Raw genomic sequence first — 16,718 nt, forward strand, 5'->3', positions numbered from 1 at the left:
GCTGCGGCACACTTGGCGGGGTGTTGCTGACGATCTCCACCACCGTGTCGCCTGCCACCGACCTGGGCTTCCTGCTGCACAAGCATCCAGACCGGGTGCAACGGTTCGCCCAGTCGTTCGGCGAGGCGACGGTGTTCTACCCCGAGGCGGGCGCGGAACGCTGCACGGCGGCGCTCCTGCTCGACGTCGACCCGGTCAAGCTGGCCCGGTCACGGGGCAAGGGATCGCCCGACTTCAGCCTGTCGCAGTACGTCAACGACCGGCCCTACGCGGCCTCGTCGCTGCTGGCCGTGGCGCTGGCCGACGTGTTCCGCACCGCGCGGGCCGGACGCTGCAACGCCCGGCCGGAGCTGGCCGCCACGCCGCTGCCGCTGCGGATCCGGCTGCCCGCGCTGCCCTGCCGGGGCGGCCCCGAGCTGGCCGGGCGGCTGTTCACGCCGCTCGGCTGGCACGTCACCGCCGAGCCGGTGCCGCTCGACGCGGGCTTCCCCGAGTGGGGCGACTCGCGGTACGTGCGGCTCACGCTCGACGGCACCGTGCGGCTGGCCGACGCGCTCAACCACCTGTACGTGCTGCTGCCGGTGCTGGACGAGGCCAAGCACTACTGGATGGCGCCGGACGAGATCGACAAGCTCGTGCGCGCCGGGGAGGGCTGGCTGCGCGACCACCCGGAGCGCGGGTTGATCGTCCGCCGCTACCTGGGCCGGCGCTGGAGCATGGCCCGCGTCGCCCTCGCCCGCCTGGCCGAGCTGGGCGACGACACCGAGGAACAGCTGGAGCCCGCGGTCGCGGAGGACGCCCCGGCGGGGGAGACCGCGGCCGACGAGGCCGCCGAGGCGGAGGCGGCCGAGGCTGTCGAGGCGGAGGCGGACGGGCTCGGCGAGCGGCCCGTCAGGCGCACGCCGCTCAACACGCGGCGCCGCGAGGCCGTGCTGGAGACGCTGGAGGAGCTCGGCGCCGTCAGCGTGATCGACCTGGGCTGCGGCCAGGGCGAGCTGGTCGGGGCGCTGCTGTCCAGGCCGCGCTTCGCCAGGGTCGCCGGCATGGACGTCTCGCCGATGGCGCTGACCATCGCCGCCCGCAAGCTCAAGCTGGAGCGCATGCCCGACGCCAAGCGCGCCCGGCTCACGCTGTTCCAGGGCGCGCTCACCTACACCGACAAGCGCCTGGCCGGCTACGACGCCGCCGTGCTCATGGAGGTGATCGAGCACGTGGACCCGCCCCGGCTGGCCGCCCTCGAACACGTCGTGTTCGGTCACGCCAGGCCCGCGCACGTGCTCGTGACCACGCCCAACGTCGAGTACAACGTCCGCTACGAGTTCCTGACCGGCCTGCGCCACGCCGACCACCGCTTCGAGTGGACCAGGGCCGAGTTCGCCGCCTGGGCCCAGGACGTGGCGGCCCGGCACGGCTACCGGGTCGCGTTCCGGCCCGTGGGCGAGGAGGATCCGGAGGTCGGCCCGCCGACCCAGATGGGGGTGTTCACCCGTGATTAGCGTTCCCGAGCTGTCGCTCGTCGTGCTCGTCGGCGTCTCGGGCAGCGGCAAGTCGACCTTCGCCGCCCGCCACTTCAAGCCGTCGCAGGTCATCTCGTCCGACTTCTGCCGCGGCCTGGTCTCCGACGACGAGAACGACCAGAGCGCCACCCCCGCCGCGTTCGACCTGCTGCACCACATCGTCGGCGTGCGCCTGTCGCGCGGCCTGCTCACCGTGGTCGACGCCACCAACGTGCAGTACGCGGCCCGCAAGAGCCTCATCGACCTCGCCCGGCAGCACGACGTGATGGCCGACGCCATCGTGCTCGACGTGCCGGAGGAGGTCGCCGTCGAGCGCAACGCCGGCCGCCCCGACCGCGACTTCGGCGCCCGCGTGGTGATCCGCCAGCGCAAGGACCTGCGCCGCTCGCTCGGCAAGATCTCCCGCGACGGCTTCCGCAAGGTCCACGTGCTGCGCGGCGTCGAGGAGATCGAGCGGGCGGAGATCACGTACGAGAAGGCGTGGTCCGACCGGCGCGAGCTGACCGGCCCGTTCGACATCATCGGCGACGTCCACGGCTGCCGGGCGGAGCTGGAGGCGCTGCTGGCCGAGCTCGGCTGGCAGGGGCTCACGCACCCCGAGGGCCGCACCGCCGTGTTCGTCGGCGACCTCGTCGACCGGGGCCCCGACACGCCGGGCGTGCTGCGCCTGGTCATGAGCATGGTCGCGGCCGGCACCGCGATCTGCGTGGCCGGCAACCACGAGCAGAAGCTCGTGCGCGCGCTGGCCGGGCGCAACGTCAAGGTGGCCCACGGGCTGCAGGAGTCGCTCGACCAGCTCGCCGCCGAGCCGCCGGAGTTCGTCGAGTCGGCGCGGACGTTCATGGACTCGCTGCTCAGCCACTACGTGCTGGACGAGGGGCGGCTCGTGGTCGCGCACGCCGGGCTCAAGGAGGCCTACCACGGCCGCGCCTCCGGCCGCGTGCGCGCCTTCGCCCTGTACGGCGACACCACCGGTGAGACCGACGAGTACGGGCTGCCCGTGCGCTACCCGTGGGCCGAGGAGTACCGGGGCCGGGCCATGGTCGTCTACGGCCACACGCCGACGGTCCAGCCGGAATGGGTCAACAACACGATCTGCCTCGACACCGGCTGCGTGTTCGGCGGCCACCTGACCGCGCTGCGCTACCCGGAGCGCGAGCTCGTCCGGGTGCCGGCGGAGAAGGTGTGGTACGAGCCGGTCAAGCCGCTGGCCGCCCCCGCGCGTGACGCGGTCATGCTCGACATCGGCGACGTGCAGGGCACCCGCCACGTCGAGACGCGCTTCGCCGGCCGGGTCAAGGTGGCCGAGGAGAACGCCGCCGCGGCGCTGGAGGTCATGAGCCGCTTCGCGGTCGACCCGCGCTGGCTCGTCTACCTGCCGCCGACGATGGCGCCGTCGCAGACGTCCGCGCTCGACGGCTACCTGGAGCACCCGGAGGAGGCGTTCGCGGAGTTCGCCGAGGCCGGGGTGGCCGAGGTCGTGTGCGAGGAGAAGCACATGGGCTCGCGGGCCGTGGCCGTGCTCGCCCGCACGCCCGAGGTGGCGGCGGCGCGGTTCGGCGTCACCGACGGCAGCGCGGGCGCCGTCTACACGCGCACCGGGCGGCCGTTCTTCGACGACCTGACGCCGCTGGTCGACCGGCTGCGGGAGGCGTGCGCGCCGCTGTGGGACGCGCTCGGCTCCGACTGGGTGGTGCTCGACTGCGAGCTGCTGCCCTGGTCGGCGAAGGCGGACGGGCTCATCAGGTCCCAGTACGCGTCCGTGGGCGCCGCCGCCGGGGCCGCGCTGCCGGAGGCGGTCTCGGCGCTGGAGGCCGCCGCCGCGCGCGGGCTGGAGGTGTCGGAGCTGCTGGAGCGCACCCGCCGCCGGGCGGGCAACGCCACGCTGTTCCGCGACGCCTACGCCCGCTACTGCTGGCCGGTCGACGGCCTGGAGGGGGTGCGGCTGGCGCCGTTCCAGATCCTCGCCTGCGAGGGCCGGGCCACGGCGCTGGAGCCGCACGCCTGGCACCTGTCGACGCTGGGGCTGCTCGACGCGCCGATCATCGCGCCGACCCGGCACGTGTTCGTCTCGCTGGACTCGCCGTCCTCCCGCGCCGAGGCGACGGCCTGGTGGGAGGCGATGACGGCGGCGGGCGGCGAGGGCATGGTGGTCAAGCCCGCCGCGCACACCGGCGGCCGGGTCCAGCCGGGCGTCAAGGTCAGGGGCCGCGAGTACCTGCGCATCATCTACGGCCCCGACTACACCGAGTCGCTGGGCGTGCTGCGCCGGCGCTTCCTCGGCAAGAAGCGGTCGCTGGCGCTGCGCGAGCACGCGCTCGGCCTGGAGGCGCTGGCGCGGCTGGCCGACGGCGAGCCGGGCTGGCGGGTGCACGAGCCGGTCTTCGCCGTGCTCGCGCTGGAGTCCGAGCCCGTGGACCCGCGCCTGTGACCGCCGACCGGCACCGGCCCGGCTACCTGCGCCGCCGCCTGGGCCGCGCCGTCCTGCTGTACGGCGTCGCCCTGGCGGTGGCGGCCGTGGTGGTGGCGGTCTTCTGGCTCGCCCAATTTTGAGTAATTGGAGCAGTACGTAAGGTAGTCACGGGTATGTCCCTCAGCCAGAGGGGGAAGGACCCGCATGGCTACTCAGCACGCCCATCAGGAGAACCTGGGTCACGTCGTCTTCATCGCGGCGGCGGCGGCCATCGGCGGGTTCCTGTTCGGCTACGACAGTTCGGTCATCAACGGCGCCGTGGTCGGCATCCAGCGCCACTTCGCGGTCGGCGCGGTCGAGACCGGGTTCGTGGTGGCGATCGCGCTGCTCGGCTCGGCCGTCGGCGCCTGGATCGGCGGCCGGCTCGCCGACCGGTGGGGGCGCACCCGGACCATGCAGGTGGCCGCGGTGCTGTTCGCCATCAGCTCGATCGGGCAGATGCTGCCGTTCGCGATCTGGGACCTGGCGCTGTGGCGGGTGCTCGCGGGCGCCGCGATCGGCATGGCCTCGGTGCTCGGGCCCACCTACATCGCCGAGGTGGCGCCGCCCGCCTACCGGGGCAGGCTCGGCTCGTTCCAGCAGCTCGCGATCGTGCTCGGCATCGCCGTCTCCCAGCTCGTCAACTACGTGATCGCCAGGCTGGCGGGCGGCGACGTGAACAATCAGCTGTGGGGGCTGGAGGCGTGGCAGTGGATGCTCGGCGCCTGCGTCGTGCCCGCGCTGCTCTTCCTGCTGTTCGCCTCGACGATCCCCGAGTCGCCGCGCTACCTCATCATGGCGGGCCGCACCCGGCAGGCCCGCGCGGTGCTGGCCGAGGTCGAGGGCGAGGACGTGGACCTGGACGAGCGCGTACGGGAGATCCAGCACGTGCTGAGGTCCGAGGCCAGGCCCACGATGAAGGATCTGCGCGGCCCGGCGCTCGGCCTGCTGCCGATCGTGTGGATCGGCATCGTCCTGTCGGCCTTTCAGCAATTCGTGGGAATCAACGTCATCTTCTACTACTCATCGGTCCTGTGGCAGTCGGTGGGCATCAACCAGGCCAACTCGCTGCTGATCAGCTTCTCCAGCTCGATCATCAACATCATCGGCACGTTCATCGCCATCTCGCTCGTCGACAAGATCGGGCGCCGGCCGCTGCTCCTCATCGGCTCCGCCGGCATGGCGATCTCGCTGGCCGCCGCCGCCTGGGCGTTCAGTTCCGCCAGGCCCGTCGGCGGCGACGTGTCGCTGCCCGACCCGCAGGGCATGATCGCGCTGATCGCCGCCAACCTGTTCGTGCTGTTCTTCGCGCTGTCGTGGGGGGTGGTGGTCTGGGTGCTGCTCGGCGAGATGTTCCCCAACCGGATCCGCGCCGCCGCGCTCGGCGTCGCCGCCGCCGCGCAGTGGATCGCCAACTGGCTGATCACCGTCACGTTCCCGGCCCTCGCCGAGTGGAACCTGCCGCTCACGTACGCGATGTACGCCCTGTTCGCCCTGCTGTCGTTCGTCTTCGTCCTCAAGTGGGTCAAGGAGACCAAGGGGCGCCGGCTGGAGGAGATGGGCTGAGCCCGCTCACCTCCGGTCGCACGCCCGCTTGACCAGAGAGAACACCATCGCCCCGAGCGCGACGAAGAAGAGCAGCTTGAACAGGCCCGCCCCGCCGGTCACCACCATCGCCACCATGAGCATGACCAGGATCGGCACGAACCGCCCCGGGCCGTGGCCGTGGCGGCGGCCCGGGTGCCGGGGCCCGCGCAGGTGCTGGCTCATGCCGGGGTGCCGCTGGGCCAGCTCCCGCATGCGGTCGCGCTGCTCGCGCATCGCCGCGTGCCAGGAGTCGACCGTGTGCGGCGGCACCGGCCCGGCCTGGGCGACGGGGCCCTCGCCGGGCAGGTCCTGCGTGATCGTGGCCAGGTCCCGCCGGGTGCGGGCGGCGAGCGTCCGGTCCAGCCGCTCGTCGAGCTCCTCGTGTGTCAGGCGCCCCAGCGCGAAGTGCTCGCGCAGGGAGGCCATCGTCCGCTCGCGCTCGGCGTCACCGATGCGCAGGTCGCCGTGGTCCATGGCGGTCGCCACCCCCTTCAAGGCTCACTCCTCACCCGGGTCGCCGTCGGCCAGAATTTGGTAGAGCCTGCGCCGGGTCTCCACCAGAGTCTTACGCGCTTCGCGGATTTGCGCATCAGTGCCGGTCTGCAGAACCTGCATCAGCGCGAACGCAGACTGGCGCGACAGGTCCCAGAGGTCGGCCGTGCTGTCATCGATGTCGGGCCGCATCTCGTCCCACGGGGCGCGGACCTCGTCGGCGTGCGCCTCGATGTAGGCGCGGCCGGTGTCGGTGAGCCGGAAGGTCTTGCGGCCCTCGTTCTCCTCGGAGATGACCAGACCCTCGTCGCTGAGCTGCTGCAACGCCGGGTAGACGGCGCCGGGGCTGGGCTTCCAGCCGCCCTCGCTGCGCTCGGCGATCTCCTGGATGATCTGGTAGCCGTTGCGGGGCTCCTCGGCCAGCAGGGCCAGGATCGCGGCGCGCACGTCGCCCCGCTTGGCCTTGCGCGGCCGGCCGCCCCAGCCCCGGTGCCCGCCGAACGGGCCCTGGCCCCACGGCCCCCGGCCCAGGTCGAACGGGAACGCTCCCGGCCCGCGGCGCCCCCGGTGCCGGTGCTCGTGCGGGCCGCCGCGGTGGTGGTGGCCCTGCTCGAAGGCGTCGGCCACGGCCTTGATCGCCTCCTTCGCGGCCTTCTTGAACTCGTGCGCGTCGGGCCACTGGCCCCCGGCCGCCTGAGCGGATGTCATCGTGGTGCCTCCTCGCGATCGTTCTCGATGCTTCAACGATATATCGGAAGAATGTCGCCATCAAGGGTGATGCTCAAGTGAGACAGATCACCAAAAACTTCCGGGAATCCGGGAACAGGATCCGGGAGGAGTCCGTTGTTCACAGCAGACGAGGTCGTTCCGCGTCGGCAGGGCTGGGGGGTGCTGTCGCCGCGGAGACGACCTCGTCTGCGTTTGCGGGACGTTTCGCGGGGTCCGCGCCCGGGCACCGCACACCGGCGCGGATTGCCGTACAGTCCCGATCATGATGGGGCACACGCACGCGCTCACCGGGGTCATCGCCTGGCTGGGGCTGGCGCCGCCGCTCGCGGCGCTGCCGCTGCTCAACGAGTCCTCCCGGTTCATCGACACCGGCATCATGGCCACCGCGCTGAGCCCGGCCGAGCTGATCGCCGGGGCCATCATCTGCGCCGGCGCCGCCATGCTGCCCGACCTCGACCACCCCAGCGCGACGATCGCGCAGACGTTCGGCCCGGTCACCTGGTTACTGAGCAAGGGCGTGTCGTGGATCAGCGGCGGGCACCGGGGTGCCACGCACTCCCTGGCGTTCGCGGTGGCGGTCGGGTTCGGCACGCACTGGCTGGCCAACACCTATCCGATCGGCCGCGACATCATGGTCGTGCTGCTCATCGGGCTGGCCCTGCGCGCGATCGGCATCGGCATCCCGGGCAAGAAGCTCGGCTCGGCCATGGTCAACATCGGCCTGACGGCGGGGCTCTACGCCGTGTTCCTGTCGCTGTCGGTGGGGTACGCCTGGCTGGGGCTGGCCGTGGGGATCGGCTGTCTCATGCACGTGGTGGGCGACTGCATGACCGAACGCGGGTGCCCGGTGCTGTGGCCGCTGTCGATGAAGTTCGTGCTGCCGTGGAAGATCGGCATCAAGACGGGGCGCAAGTTCGAGCAGAAGATCCTCGCTCCGCTGCTGTCGCTGGCGATCGTGGGCCTGCTCTTCTGGCGGCTCGCCCCCGTTTAACTTGATGTCGAGATACTTTTCGAGATATCTTGACATCGAGAGACCTGCGCGGCCGACTTAGGGTGACCTGACGTCGAGAACGCTTCCCGCGTGCGGCAGGATCTCAAGTGAGCAACTGTCTATGGAGGAGGCGAATCACCGTGTCCGCGAACAGCTTCGGCAGCCGTGACACGCTGCGCGTCGGCGACGCGTCATATGAGATTTTCCGGCTGGACGCTGTCGAAGGCGCTGCCCGCCTCCCGTACAGCCTGAAAATCCTGCTGGAAAACCTCCTCCGCACCGAGGACGGCGCCAACATCACCGCCGACCACATCCGCGCCCTGGGCTCCTGGGACCCCAACGCGGCGCCGAGCGTGGAGATCCAGTTCACCCCGGCCCGCGTCATCATGCAGGACTTCACCGGCGTGCCCTGCGTCGTCGACCTGGCCACCATGCGCGAGGCCGTGCGCGACCTCGGCGGCGACGCCGCCCGCATCAACCCGCTCGCCCCGGCCGAGATGGTCATCGACCACTCCGTCATCGTCGACTACTTCGGACACCCCGACGCCTTCCAGCGCAACGTCGAGCGCGAGTACGAGCGCAACCGCGAGCGCTACCAGTTCCTGCGCTGGGGCCAGACCGCCTTCGACGAGTTCAAGGTCGTCCCGCCCGGCACCGGCATCGTCCACCAGGTCAACATCGAGCACCTGGCCCGCGTCGTCATGACCCGCGACGGCAAGGCCTACCCCGACACCTGCGTCGGCACCGACTCCCACACCACGATGGAGAACGGCATCGGCGTGCTCGGCTGGGGCGTCGGCGGCATCGAGGCCGAGGCCGCCATGCTCGGCCAGCCGATCTCCATGCTCATCCCGCGCGTCGTCGGCTTCAAGCTCAGCGGCAAGCTGCCCGCCGGAGCCACCGCCACCGACCTGGTGCTCACCATCACCGAGATCCTGCGCAAGCACGGCGTCGTCGGCAAGTTCGTGGAGTTCTACGGCGAGGGCGTCTCCTCCGTGCCGCTGGCCGACCGCGCCACGATCGGCAACATGAGCCCCGAGTTCGGCTCCACCTGCGCCATCTTCCCCATCGACGGCCAGACCGTCGACTACCTGCGCCTGACCGGCCGCTCCGAGGAGCAGATCGCGCTCGTCGAGGCCTACGCCAAGGCCCAGGGCCTGTGGCTCGACCCGCACGACCCCGAGCCCCAGTTCTCCGAGTACATCGAGCTCGACCTGGGCACCGTCGTGCCGTCCATCGCCGGCCCCAAGCGTCCGCAGGACCGCATCGAGCTGTCGGCCGCCAAGGAGACCTGGCGCCGCGACGTGCGCGCCTACGTCGACGACCCCGACGGCGTCGACGAGGCCGTCAAGGAGAGCTTCCCCGCCTCCGACGCGCCCGCCTCCAACGCCGACGCCAACGGCGCCCGCCCGCACAAGCCGGTCGCGGTCACGCTCGCCGACGGCACCTCCTTCGAGATCGACCACGGCATCGTCTCCATCGCCGCGATCACCTCCTGCACCAACACCTCCAACCCGTACGTCATGCTGGGCGCCGCCCTGCTGGCCCGCAACGCCGTGGAGAAGGGCCTGACCCGCAAGCCGTGGGTCAAGACCTCCCTGGCGCCCGGCTCCCAGGTCGTCACCGGCTACTTCGAGCGCTCCGGCCTCCAGCCGTACCTCGACAAGATCGGCTTCAACCTCGTCGGCTACGGCTGCACCACCTGCATCGGCAACTCCGGCCCGCTGCCTCCCGAGATCTCCGAGGCCGTACAGGCCAACGACCTCGCGGTCACCGCCGTGCTGTCCGGCAACCGCAACTTCGAGGGCCGCATCAACCCCGACGTCAAGATGAACTACCTGGCGTCCCCGCCGCTCGTCGTCGCCTACGCGCTGGCCGGCACCATGGACCTCGACCTCGACACCGAGCCGCTCGGCATCGGCGCCGACGGCGAGCCCGTCTACCTGCGCGACATCTGGCCCTCGCCGGAGGAGATCGCCGAAGTCGTCCACTCCTCGATCGGCCGCGACATGTTCGAGCGCGACTACGCCGACGTGTTCAAGGGCGACGACCTGTGGCGCTCGCTGCCGATCCCGACCGGCGACACCTTCGAGTGGGACCCGGCCTCCACCTACGTGCGCAAGGCCCCCTACTTCGACGGCATGCCGCCGGAGCCGGAGCCGGTGACCGACATCGCCGGCGCCCGCGTGCTGGTCAAGGTGGGCGACTCCGTCACCACCGACCACATCTCGCCCGCCGGGTCCATCAAGGTCGGCACCCCCGCCGCCCAGTACCTGCAGGCCAACGGCGTCGAGGTCAAGGACTTCAACTCCTACGGCTCGCGGCGCGGCAACCACGAGGTGATGATCCGCGGCACGTTCGCCAACATCCGGCTGCGCAACCAGATCGCGCCCGGCACCGAGGGCGGCTACACCCGCGACTTCACCCAGGCCGACGCGCCCGTGTCGTTCATCTACGACGCCTCGGTCAACTACGCCGCCGCCGGCACCCCGCTGGTCGTCCTGGCCGGCAAGGAGTACGGCTCCGGCTCCTCGCGCGACTGGGCCGCCAAGGGCACCGCGCTGCTCGGCGTCCGCGCCGTCATCGCCGAGTCCTACGAGCGCATCCACCGCTCCAACCTCATCGGCATGGGCGTGCTGCCGCTGCAGTTCCCCGAGGGCGCCACGGCCGAGTCGCTGGGCCTGACCGGCGAGGAGACGTTCGACATCACCGGAGTCGAGGCGCTCAACGACGGCTCCATCCCGCAGACGGTGCACGTCAAGGCGGGCGACGTGGAGTTCGACGCGGTCGTGCGCATCGACACGCCCGGCGAGGCCGACTACTACCGGCACGGCGGCATCATGCAGTACGTGCTGCGCTCGCTGCTCGCCAAGTCCTGACCCGCTCCGCTTCCCCGCCCGCGCCCCGGTCATCAGCCGGTGGCGGGCGGCGGGAGCCCGGCCGCCCTCACGCGGCCGGGCCGGGCGCGCGCACCTCACGCGCCCACCTCGGGGGAACCACCCGACCGTCACGAGCCGCCCGGCGCACCACCCACCGCCGGGCGGCTCTTGGCATTCACGAGGTGGCCTGCGCCCCCACCGGGCGGGCGGGGCTCAGGCGACGCGGGCGGGCGGGGCCGGCCAGGTGTCGCAGGAGCCGGGCCGCTGCGTGGTGAAGCCGCGCTTGAGCCAGTAGGCCCGGTTGGCGCCCTTGCCGTGGCTGCGCCGCTCGCCGTCGTCGTCACCGCTGGCGCGGGTCGCGTCGAGCAGGGACTCCCAGTCGCCCCGGCCGCGGCCGAGCGAGCCCCACACGCTGCCCAGGAACACCCCCGACAGGCAGTCGGCCTGCAGCTCGTAGCGCCGCCCCAGCTCCGCCCGCCGCGCCCGCCCGGCTCTGGCGGCGGCGCTCTCGTAGTGCTTCCTGATCCCGGTCAAGCTCTGCACGTGGTGGCCGTACTCGTGCGCGGCCACCTTGAGGGGGTAGAGGTCCGTACGGTCCTCGATCCAGCGGCCCGTCAGCGGGAACACCAGCGTGGCCCGCTCGGTGCAGTAGAAGGCGGCGGCCCCCTCGGGCCAGTCGAGGCCGCACACGCGCGGCGCGGGCTCGTCGTAGTAGCGCACGATGGGCTTGCGGAACGTCCGGCGCGTCCCGGCGAGGTGCTTTGACCACGACTTGTCCAGACATTTCGTGATCGTGGTGAGGTATTCGCGGGTGCGCGGGATCCCGCCCTGGACGATTTCCGGCTCCGGGCACGCCGCCGCCGCCATCCTGCCGGTCGCCGCCAGCGGATCCACGTACGGCCTCTGGGCCTGGGCGGGCAGCGCGAACCCGGACGACAGGAGGAGCGGGAGGGTGAGAAGCAGACGCACGATCACGCAGCTTAGGCGATCTCCAGCCGGCCCGGACGCCCGCCCGCCCCGGCGCGCACCCCGGTCCCGTGCCCGTACGCTCGCTTCGGTCCGCACCCCGTCCACGTGCCCGTACGCCCGCCTCGGTCGTCCGCCTCGGTCTTGGGGAGGTTGTGGTGGTTGACTCCTCTTCGTGACTCATGAGGTGCTGGTCCTGGTCGTCGGCGGGGCGGCGGTGCTCGCCGGGGCGGTGGTGCAGGGCAGCGTCGGGTTCGGGCTGGGGCTGGTGGGCGTGCCCGTGCTCACCATGCTAGACCCGGGCGTCATGCCGGGTGCGATGCAGGTGGTCAACATGACGCTGCCGCTGTTCACGCTCGCCGCCGAGTGGCGGCGGGTCGACTGGCGCGGGCTCGGCTTCGCGCTCCTCGGCCGCCTCCCGGGCAGCGTGGTGGGGGCGTTCATCGTCGTGTACGTGTCCATCCACGCGCTCAGCGTCTTCGTGGCGGTCATGGTGCTGGCCGCCGTGGGGCTCACCGCGCGGGCGTTCAGCGTGCCGCGCAACGGGGCGACGATCACCTCGGCCGGGTTCCTGTCGGGCGTCACCGGCACCGCAACCGGCATCGGCGGGCCGCCCCTCGCCCTCGTCTACCAGAACGCCAGGGGGCCGCAGATCCGGGCCACGCTGGCCATGTTCTTCTTCCTCAGCGCCGCCCAGTCGATCGCCGTCCTCGCCCTGGTCGACCGCCTGCCGGTGCGCGCCCTGGCCACCGGGGGCGCGCTCGTCGTGCCGATGATCCTCGGCTTCGCCCTGTCCGGGCCGCTGCGCCGCCACCTCGACCAGGGCCGGGTCCGCGTCGCCGTCCTGGTCGTCGCCGCGGCCTCCGCGCTCGGCCTCCTCGTCGTCACCGCCCTGGCCTGACCCCCCGCCGCCGGGCCGGTCGTCTCCGGGCCGGTAGCCTTCGGGGTGATCGCGGCCCGGGTCAGTCGCAGCCGCAACTGCAGCCGTCGCAGCCGCAGCCGCCGTCCTCCGAGCAGCAGCAACCGCAGTCGCAGTTCGAGCAGCAGTCCCAGCCCGAGCAGTCGCACCGCTGGCAGAACGAGCTCTCGTGCTCCTCGTCCCACTCCGGCCGGTACAGCCCGCACGTACAGCAGGTCAGCGACGCGCACATGAACGACAGCAGGCCGCCCGGATCCTGCCTGCGCCGCCCCGGCGCCTTCGGGTCGTCCACCGGGGACTGCCCGCTGCCGGTGGCGAAGGCGCGGGTGACGGCGCGGCCGGTCTCCCGCACCAGCAGCGCACGAGCCAGACCCGGCCGGGGCAGGTCCAGCTCGTCCACCGCCTCACGCAGGACGGTGTGCGCGGCGTCGCAGTGGCGGCGCGCCTCGGCCAGACCGGTGCCGGTGGCGTCCAGCGGGTTGTACGCGCCGTTCGCCCGGTCGTCGGCCAGGTCCTCCACGGCGTCGAGCAGATGCGCCAGCCGCCCGAACGCCCTTCCCGCCGCCTTTAGTGCTTGCTGGTTGCCCGGCCGCCCGGCGAGCACCGCCGTGTGCCCGAACGCGGCGGCCACCGCCTCCTCGGTCGGCCCGGTCACCTCCCGTAACCCCACGGCGGCCAGCACCGGAGCGCCCTCAGGCCGCACGAGGGCCCCGGCCTCCGCGAGCGAACCGCCGCCCGCCCGGGGGACCGGCACCTGCGAGACCGCAAGGCCCGCCCGCCCGGCCTGCGACCCGGAGAGCGGCGCACCGCGCCCCTGCGGCGCGTTGCCCGGTTGCGGCCCGGAGGGCGGCCTGCTGTGTCCCTCCCTAAGGGGCGCGGGTCCCGTGAGCGGCCTGCCGGGTGTCTCCGTCAGCGGTGTGGGGTGCGTCCGGAGGCCGGGGCGGGGCCGGGCCGGCGGGGGCTCGCCGTCCGGGTGGGCGGGAGGCGTGCGGGCGGGGGCCGGGGGGTGTTCGAGGAGGGCCTGGCGGGAGGCGGCGGCGGTGAGGGGCCGGGGGTCGAAGCCGAGGGCGCCGGCCGTGGCGGCGCCCGCGCTGGTCCAGCGGCGCGCCAGGCGGGAGGCGCCCGCGGCGACCAGGGGGCGGGCGTACCGGCCGTCGCCGTCCGCCACGTGGTCGCGCATCTTCCCGGCGGCGAGCAGCAGCGACACCGAGGCCGCCAGCCTGGCCCCTTCGGCGTGGGCCACGGAGGCGCCGGTGAAGCCGCGCAGCGGGCAGGGCCCGGCCTGGCGGCGGGCGGGCGCGCCGGCCGTCTGGGCTTCGGTGAGGACGGACACGAGCAGGCCGTCGTAGTTGGTCACCAGGCGGGACAGGTGCCCGTGCTCGTCGCGGAGCGCCAGGCACAGCCCGCACAGGTGCGCCATCCAGTCCGCGTACAGCCCTTTGCACATGACGTGCCGACACGGGCGGACAATGCCGAACATACGTCCCCTTTGTGCAGTATGGCGGAGCCCACCGTAGCACCGAGAGGATCGCCATGCCCGTCACCCCAGGCCCGTTCGCCGGCCGTACCGTCTCCGACCTCGCCCTCGACCTGCGCGCCGGCCGCGTCACCGCCGCCGAGCTGGCCCGGCTGGCGCTGGAGGCCGCCGCGCGGCTCGGCCCGGCGCTCAACGCGTTCGTCACCGTCGACGCCGAGGGGGCGCTGGAGGCGGCCCGGACGGCGGACCGCGAGCTGGCCGAGGGCGCCGACCGGGGGCCGCTGCACGGGATACCGGTCGGCGTCAAGGACCTGATCATGGTGGCGGGCCTGCCCGCGACGATGGGCTCACGGCATTTCGCCGGCTACGTCCCCGACACCGACGCCGCCTGCGTGACGCGACTGCGGGAGGCGGGCGCGGTGATCGTCGGCAAGACGACGACGCACGAGTTCGCGTACGGGCCGACGGGCGACCGGTCGGCCAACGGGCCCTCGCGCAACCCGTGGGACCCGGAGCGCATGTCGGGCGGCTCCAGCGGCGGCAGCGGCGCGGCCGTGGCGGCGGGCATCGTCCCGCTGGCGCTCGGCACCGACACGGGCGGCTCGGTGCGCATCCCGGCCGCGCTGTGCGGGGTCGCCGGCTTCAAGCCCGCGTACGGGGCGATCCGCGCCGACGGCGTCTTCCCGCTGTCGGTCACGCTCGACCACGTGGGCGTGCTGGCCGGGCGGGCGGAGGACTGCCTGCTGGCGTACGCGTGCCTGGCGGACGAGCGTCCGGCGCAGGACGGCGGGGAGGTGCGGACGGCGTGGCTGGATCCCGCCGGCCTGACCCCGTGCGATCCCCGGGTGGCCGCCCTGGCGCGGGTGGCGGCCGGGGCGCCGGACGTGGTGGAGCTGCCCGAGGGCGTCGGCGCGCGGTTGCGGGAGACGTACACGGTGATCCAGAGCTGTGAGACGGCGGCCGTGCACGCGGAGCGGCTGGCGGGCGCTCCGGGGTTGTTCGACCCGGAGGTGCTCGAGCGGCTGCGGGTCGCGGCCGAGGTGCCGGGGTGGCGGTACGTGCGGGCGATGGAGGAGCGGCGGCGGCTCGGCGGCGTGGTCGCCGAGCTGTTCGACGGCGGGCACGACGTGCTCGCGCTGCCCGCCGTGCCGCTCACCGCGCCCCGGCTCCAGGGGCGCGAGGTCGTGCTGGACGGCGGAACCGTCGCCGTCCGCGCCGCGCTGCTCGCGCTGACCAGCCCGTGGAACGTGCTGGGCCTGCCCGCGCTGACCGTGCCCGCCGGGCTGGTGGACGGCCTGCCGGCAGGGCTGCAACTGGTGTGCCGCCCTGGCAGTGAGCACCTGCTGTTCCAGGCCGCGGAGAAGGCCGGGCGACCCGGGCCCAGGTGATCCGCCCGGCGGCAGGGCGTGTCTGGATTGTTACCGGGAACAACAAACTCCCCCCGCCGCGGGTCTTCCAAAGCAGGCCATCCCGGAATACGTTGCCGCAAACAACATTCATCCGGGCCCCTCCGGAAGAAAGGACCCTGCACCCATGCGCAAGGGGATCCTCAGCTTGACCGCCGCGGCAGCATCGCTCGCTCTCGGTCTCACCGCCTGCGGGGGCGACGGCGGGACGACCACCACGACCTCCTCGGCCCCGGCCGCCTCCTCACCGGCGGCCACGGGCAAGATCGGCGTCATCCTGCCCGACAGCAAGTCGTCGGCCCGCTGGGAGACGGCGGACCGCAAGTACCTGCAGGAGGCGTTCGAGGCCGCGGGCGTGGCCTACGACATCCAGAACGCCCAGAACGACAAGACGGCCTTCCAGACCATCGCCGACCAGATGATCACGAACGGCGCGACCGTCCTGATGATCGTCAACCTGGACAGCGGCACCGGCAAGACCGTCATCGACAAGGCCAAGTCGCAGGGCGTGGCCACCATCGACTACGACCGGCTGACGCTGGGCGGCGGCGCCGCCTACTACGTGAGCTTCGACAACACCAAGGTCGGCACCCTCCAGGGCGAGGGCCTGAGCAAGTGCCTGGCCGACAAGAAGGCCGACAAGCCCATCGTGGCCTACCTGAACGGCTCGCCGACCGACAACAACGCGACCCTGTTCAGGGAGGGCTACGACGGCGTGCTCAAGCCCAAGTTCGACGCGGGCGAGTACGTCAAGGGCCCCGACCAGGCCGTGCCCGACTGGGACAACACCCAGGCCGGCACCATCTTCGAGCAGATGCTCACCAGCGAGCCGAAGATCGCCGGCGTGCTGGCCGCCAACGACGGCCTGGGCAATGCCGCCATCACCGTGCTGAAGAAGAACAAGCTCAACGGCAAGGTGCCGGTGACCGGCCAGGACGCCACCGTGCAGGGCCTGCAGAACATCCTGGCGGGCGACCAGTGCATGACCGTCTACAAGGCCGTCAAGAAGGAGGCCGACGCCGCCGCCAAGCTCGCGGTCGCGCTGGCCAAGGGCGAGAAGCCCGCGGCGAGCGGCAGCGTCAAGGACCCGGAGACCGGCCAGGACGTCCCGGCCGAGCTGATGGAGCCGCAGGCGATCTACTTCGAGAACGTCAAGGACGTGGTGGCGGACGGCTACGTCACCAAGGAGGAGCTGTGCACCGGCGACTTCGCCGACAAGTGCGCCGAGGCGGGAATCCAGTAGTGACGGCACAGGGCACGGCCCGCGCCCGCCGCGCGGGCCGGGCCCGACCCGAGGGAGCCA

Annotated in this window: 13 protein-coding genes; 9 read left to right on the top strand and 4 right to left on the bottom strand. The window is 72.6% G+C overall.

The genetic code is table 11. From position 1 onward, the window contains the following. The first annotated feature begins 20 nt into the window (after window positions 1-20). The 4 genes from ACBI99_RS09805 (at window position 21) to ACBI99_RS09820 (ending at window position 5,535) form a co-directional block, all read left to right on the top strand. A complete protein-coding gene (locus ACBI99_RS09805; protein ID WP_357591548.1) occupies window positions 21-1,496 on the top strand; it encodes a 3' terminal RNA ribose 2'-O-methyltransferase Hen1 in 1,476 nt (491 codons plus the stop codon). Further along, on the top strand, window positions 1,489-3,948 hold the full coding sequence (locus ACBI99_RS09810; protein ID WP_375072134.1) for a polynucleotide kinase-phosphatase: 2,460 nt from the start codon (window positions 1,489-1,491) through the stop codon (window positions 3,946-3,948). The genes ACBI99_RS09805 and ACBI99_RS09810 overlap by 8 nt, the downstream gene beginning before the upstream one ends. Beyond that, on the top strand, window positions 3,945-4,070 hold the full coding sequence (locus ACBI99_RS09815) for a hypothetical protein (protein WP_281427099.1): 126 nt from the start codon (window positions 3,945-3,947) through the stop codon (window positions 4,068-4,070). Before ACBI99_RS09810 ends, ACBI99_RS09815 begins: the two co-directional genes overlap by 4 nt. Before the next feature lie 64 nt (window positions 4,071-4,134). Then, window positions 4,135-5,535 carry a sugar porter family MFS transporter gene (locus ACBI99_RS09820; RefSeq protein ID WP_219507783.1) on the top strand — a complete coding sequence of 467 codons (1,401 nt, stop codon included), beginning with the start codon at window positions 4,135-4,137 and terminating at the stop codon, window positions 5,533-5,535. 6 nt (window positions 5,536-5,541) lie between these two features. Here ACBI99_RS09820 and ACBI99_RS09825 read toward each other — a convergent pair whose 3' ends face one another. Both ACBI99_RS09825 and ACBI99_RS09830 read right to left on the bottom strand, forming a co-directional pair. Then, the gene (locus ACBI99_RS09825; RefSeq protein WP_357591610.1) at window positions 5,542-6,042 is read right to left on the bottom strand and encodes a DUF1707 domain-containing protein; all 501 of its coding nucleotides are present in this window, start codon (window positions 6,040-6,042) and stop codon (window positions 5,542-5,544) included. 12 nt (window positions 6,043-6,054) lie between these two features. Continuing rightward, window positions 6,055-6,756, bottom strand: coding sequence for a PadR family transcriptional regulator (locus tag ACBI99_RS09830; protein WP_219507785.1), 702 nt, complete (start codon window positions 6,754-6,756; stop codon window positions 6,055-6,057). A 283-nt stretch (window positions 6,757-7,039) separates the two neighbouring features. On the opposite strand from ACBI99_RS09830, the gene ACBI99_RS09835 reads away from it, so the two are divergent. Both ACBI99_RS09835 and acnA read left to right on the top strand, forming a co-directional pair. Further along, a complete protein-coding gene (locus ACBI99_RS09835; protein ID WP_219507787.1) occupies window positions 7,040-7,768 on the top strand; it encodes a metal-dependent hydrolase in 729 nt (242 codons plus the stop codon). Window positions 7,769-7,902: 134 nt separating this feature from the next. Beyond that, the gene (gene acnA, locus ACBI99_RS09840) at window positions 7,903-10,647 is read left to right on the top strand and encodes an aconitate hydratase AcnA (RefSeq protein WP_375072237.1); all 2,745 of its coding nucleotides are present in this window, start codon (window positions 7,903-7,905) and stop codon (window positions 10,645-10,647) included. Window positions 10,648-10,860: 213 nt separating this feature from the next. On the opposite strand, the gene ACBI99_RS09845 is transcribed toward acnA, so the two are convergent. Continuing rightward, the gene (locus ACBI99_RS09845) at window positions 10,861-11,616 is read right to left on the bottom strand and encodes a neutral zinc metallopeptidase (RefSeq protein ID WP_375072135.1); all 756 of its coding nucleotides are present in this window, start codon (window positions 11,614-11,616) and stop codon (window positions 10,861-10,863) included. A gap of 172 nt (window positions 11,617-11,788) precedes the next feature. Between ACBI99_RS09845 and ACBI99_RS09850 the strand changes: the two genes are divergently transcribed. Then, the gene (locus ACBI99_RS09850) at window positions 11,789-12,514 is read left to right on the top strand and encodes a sulfite exporter TauE/SafE family protein (protein WP_308125873.1); all 726 of its coding nucleotides are present in this window, start codon (window positions 11,789-11,791) and stop codon (window positions 12,512-12,514) included. A gap of 61 nt (window positions 12,515-12,575) precedes the next feature. On the opposite strand, the gene ACBI99_RS09855 is transcribed toward ACBI99_RS09850, so the two are convergent. Then, entirely contained in the window at window positions 12,576-14,012 is a 1,437-nt protein-coding gene (locus ACBI99_RS09855) for a DUF5685 family protein (protein WP_375072136.1), read from the bottom strand. 53 nt (window positions 14,013-14,065) lie between these two features. On the opposite strand from ACBI99_RS09855, the gene ACBI99_RS09860 reads away from it, so the two are divergent. Together ACBI99_RS09860 and ACBI99_RS09865 are read left to right on the top strand one after the other, a co-directional pair. Next, complete coding sequence (locus ACBI99_RS09860) at window positions 14,066-15,397, top strand: amidase (protein WP_375072137.1); 1,332 nt, start codon at window positions 14,066-14,068, stop codon at window positions 15,395-15,397. A 145-nt stretch (window positions 15,398-15,542) separates the two neighbouring features. Continuing rightward, window positions 15,543-16,658: a sugar ABC transporter substrate-binding protein gene (locus tag ACBI99_RS09865; protein ID WP_219507790.1), complete on the top strand. Its 1,116-nt coding sequence runs from the start codon at window positions 15,543-15,545 to the stop codon at window positions 16,656-16,658. The last annotated feature ends 60 nt before the right edge of the window (window positions 16,659-16,718 follow it).

The sequence above is a fragment of the Nonomuraea sp. ATR24 genome (genome assembly GCF_041950485.1).
Classification (GTDB): Bacteria; Actinomycetota; Actinomycetes; order Streptosporangiales; family Streptosporangiaceae; genus Nonomuraea; species Nonomuraea ceibae.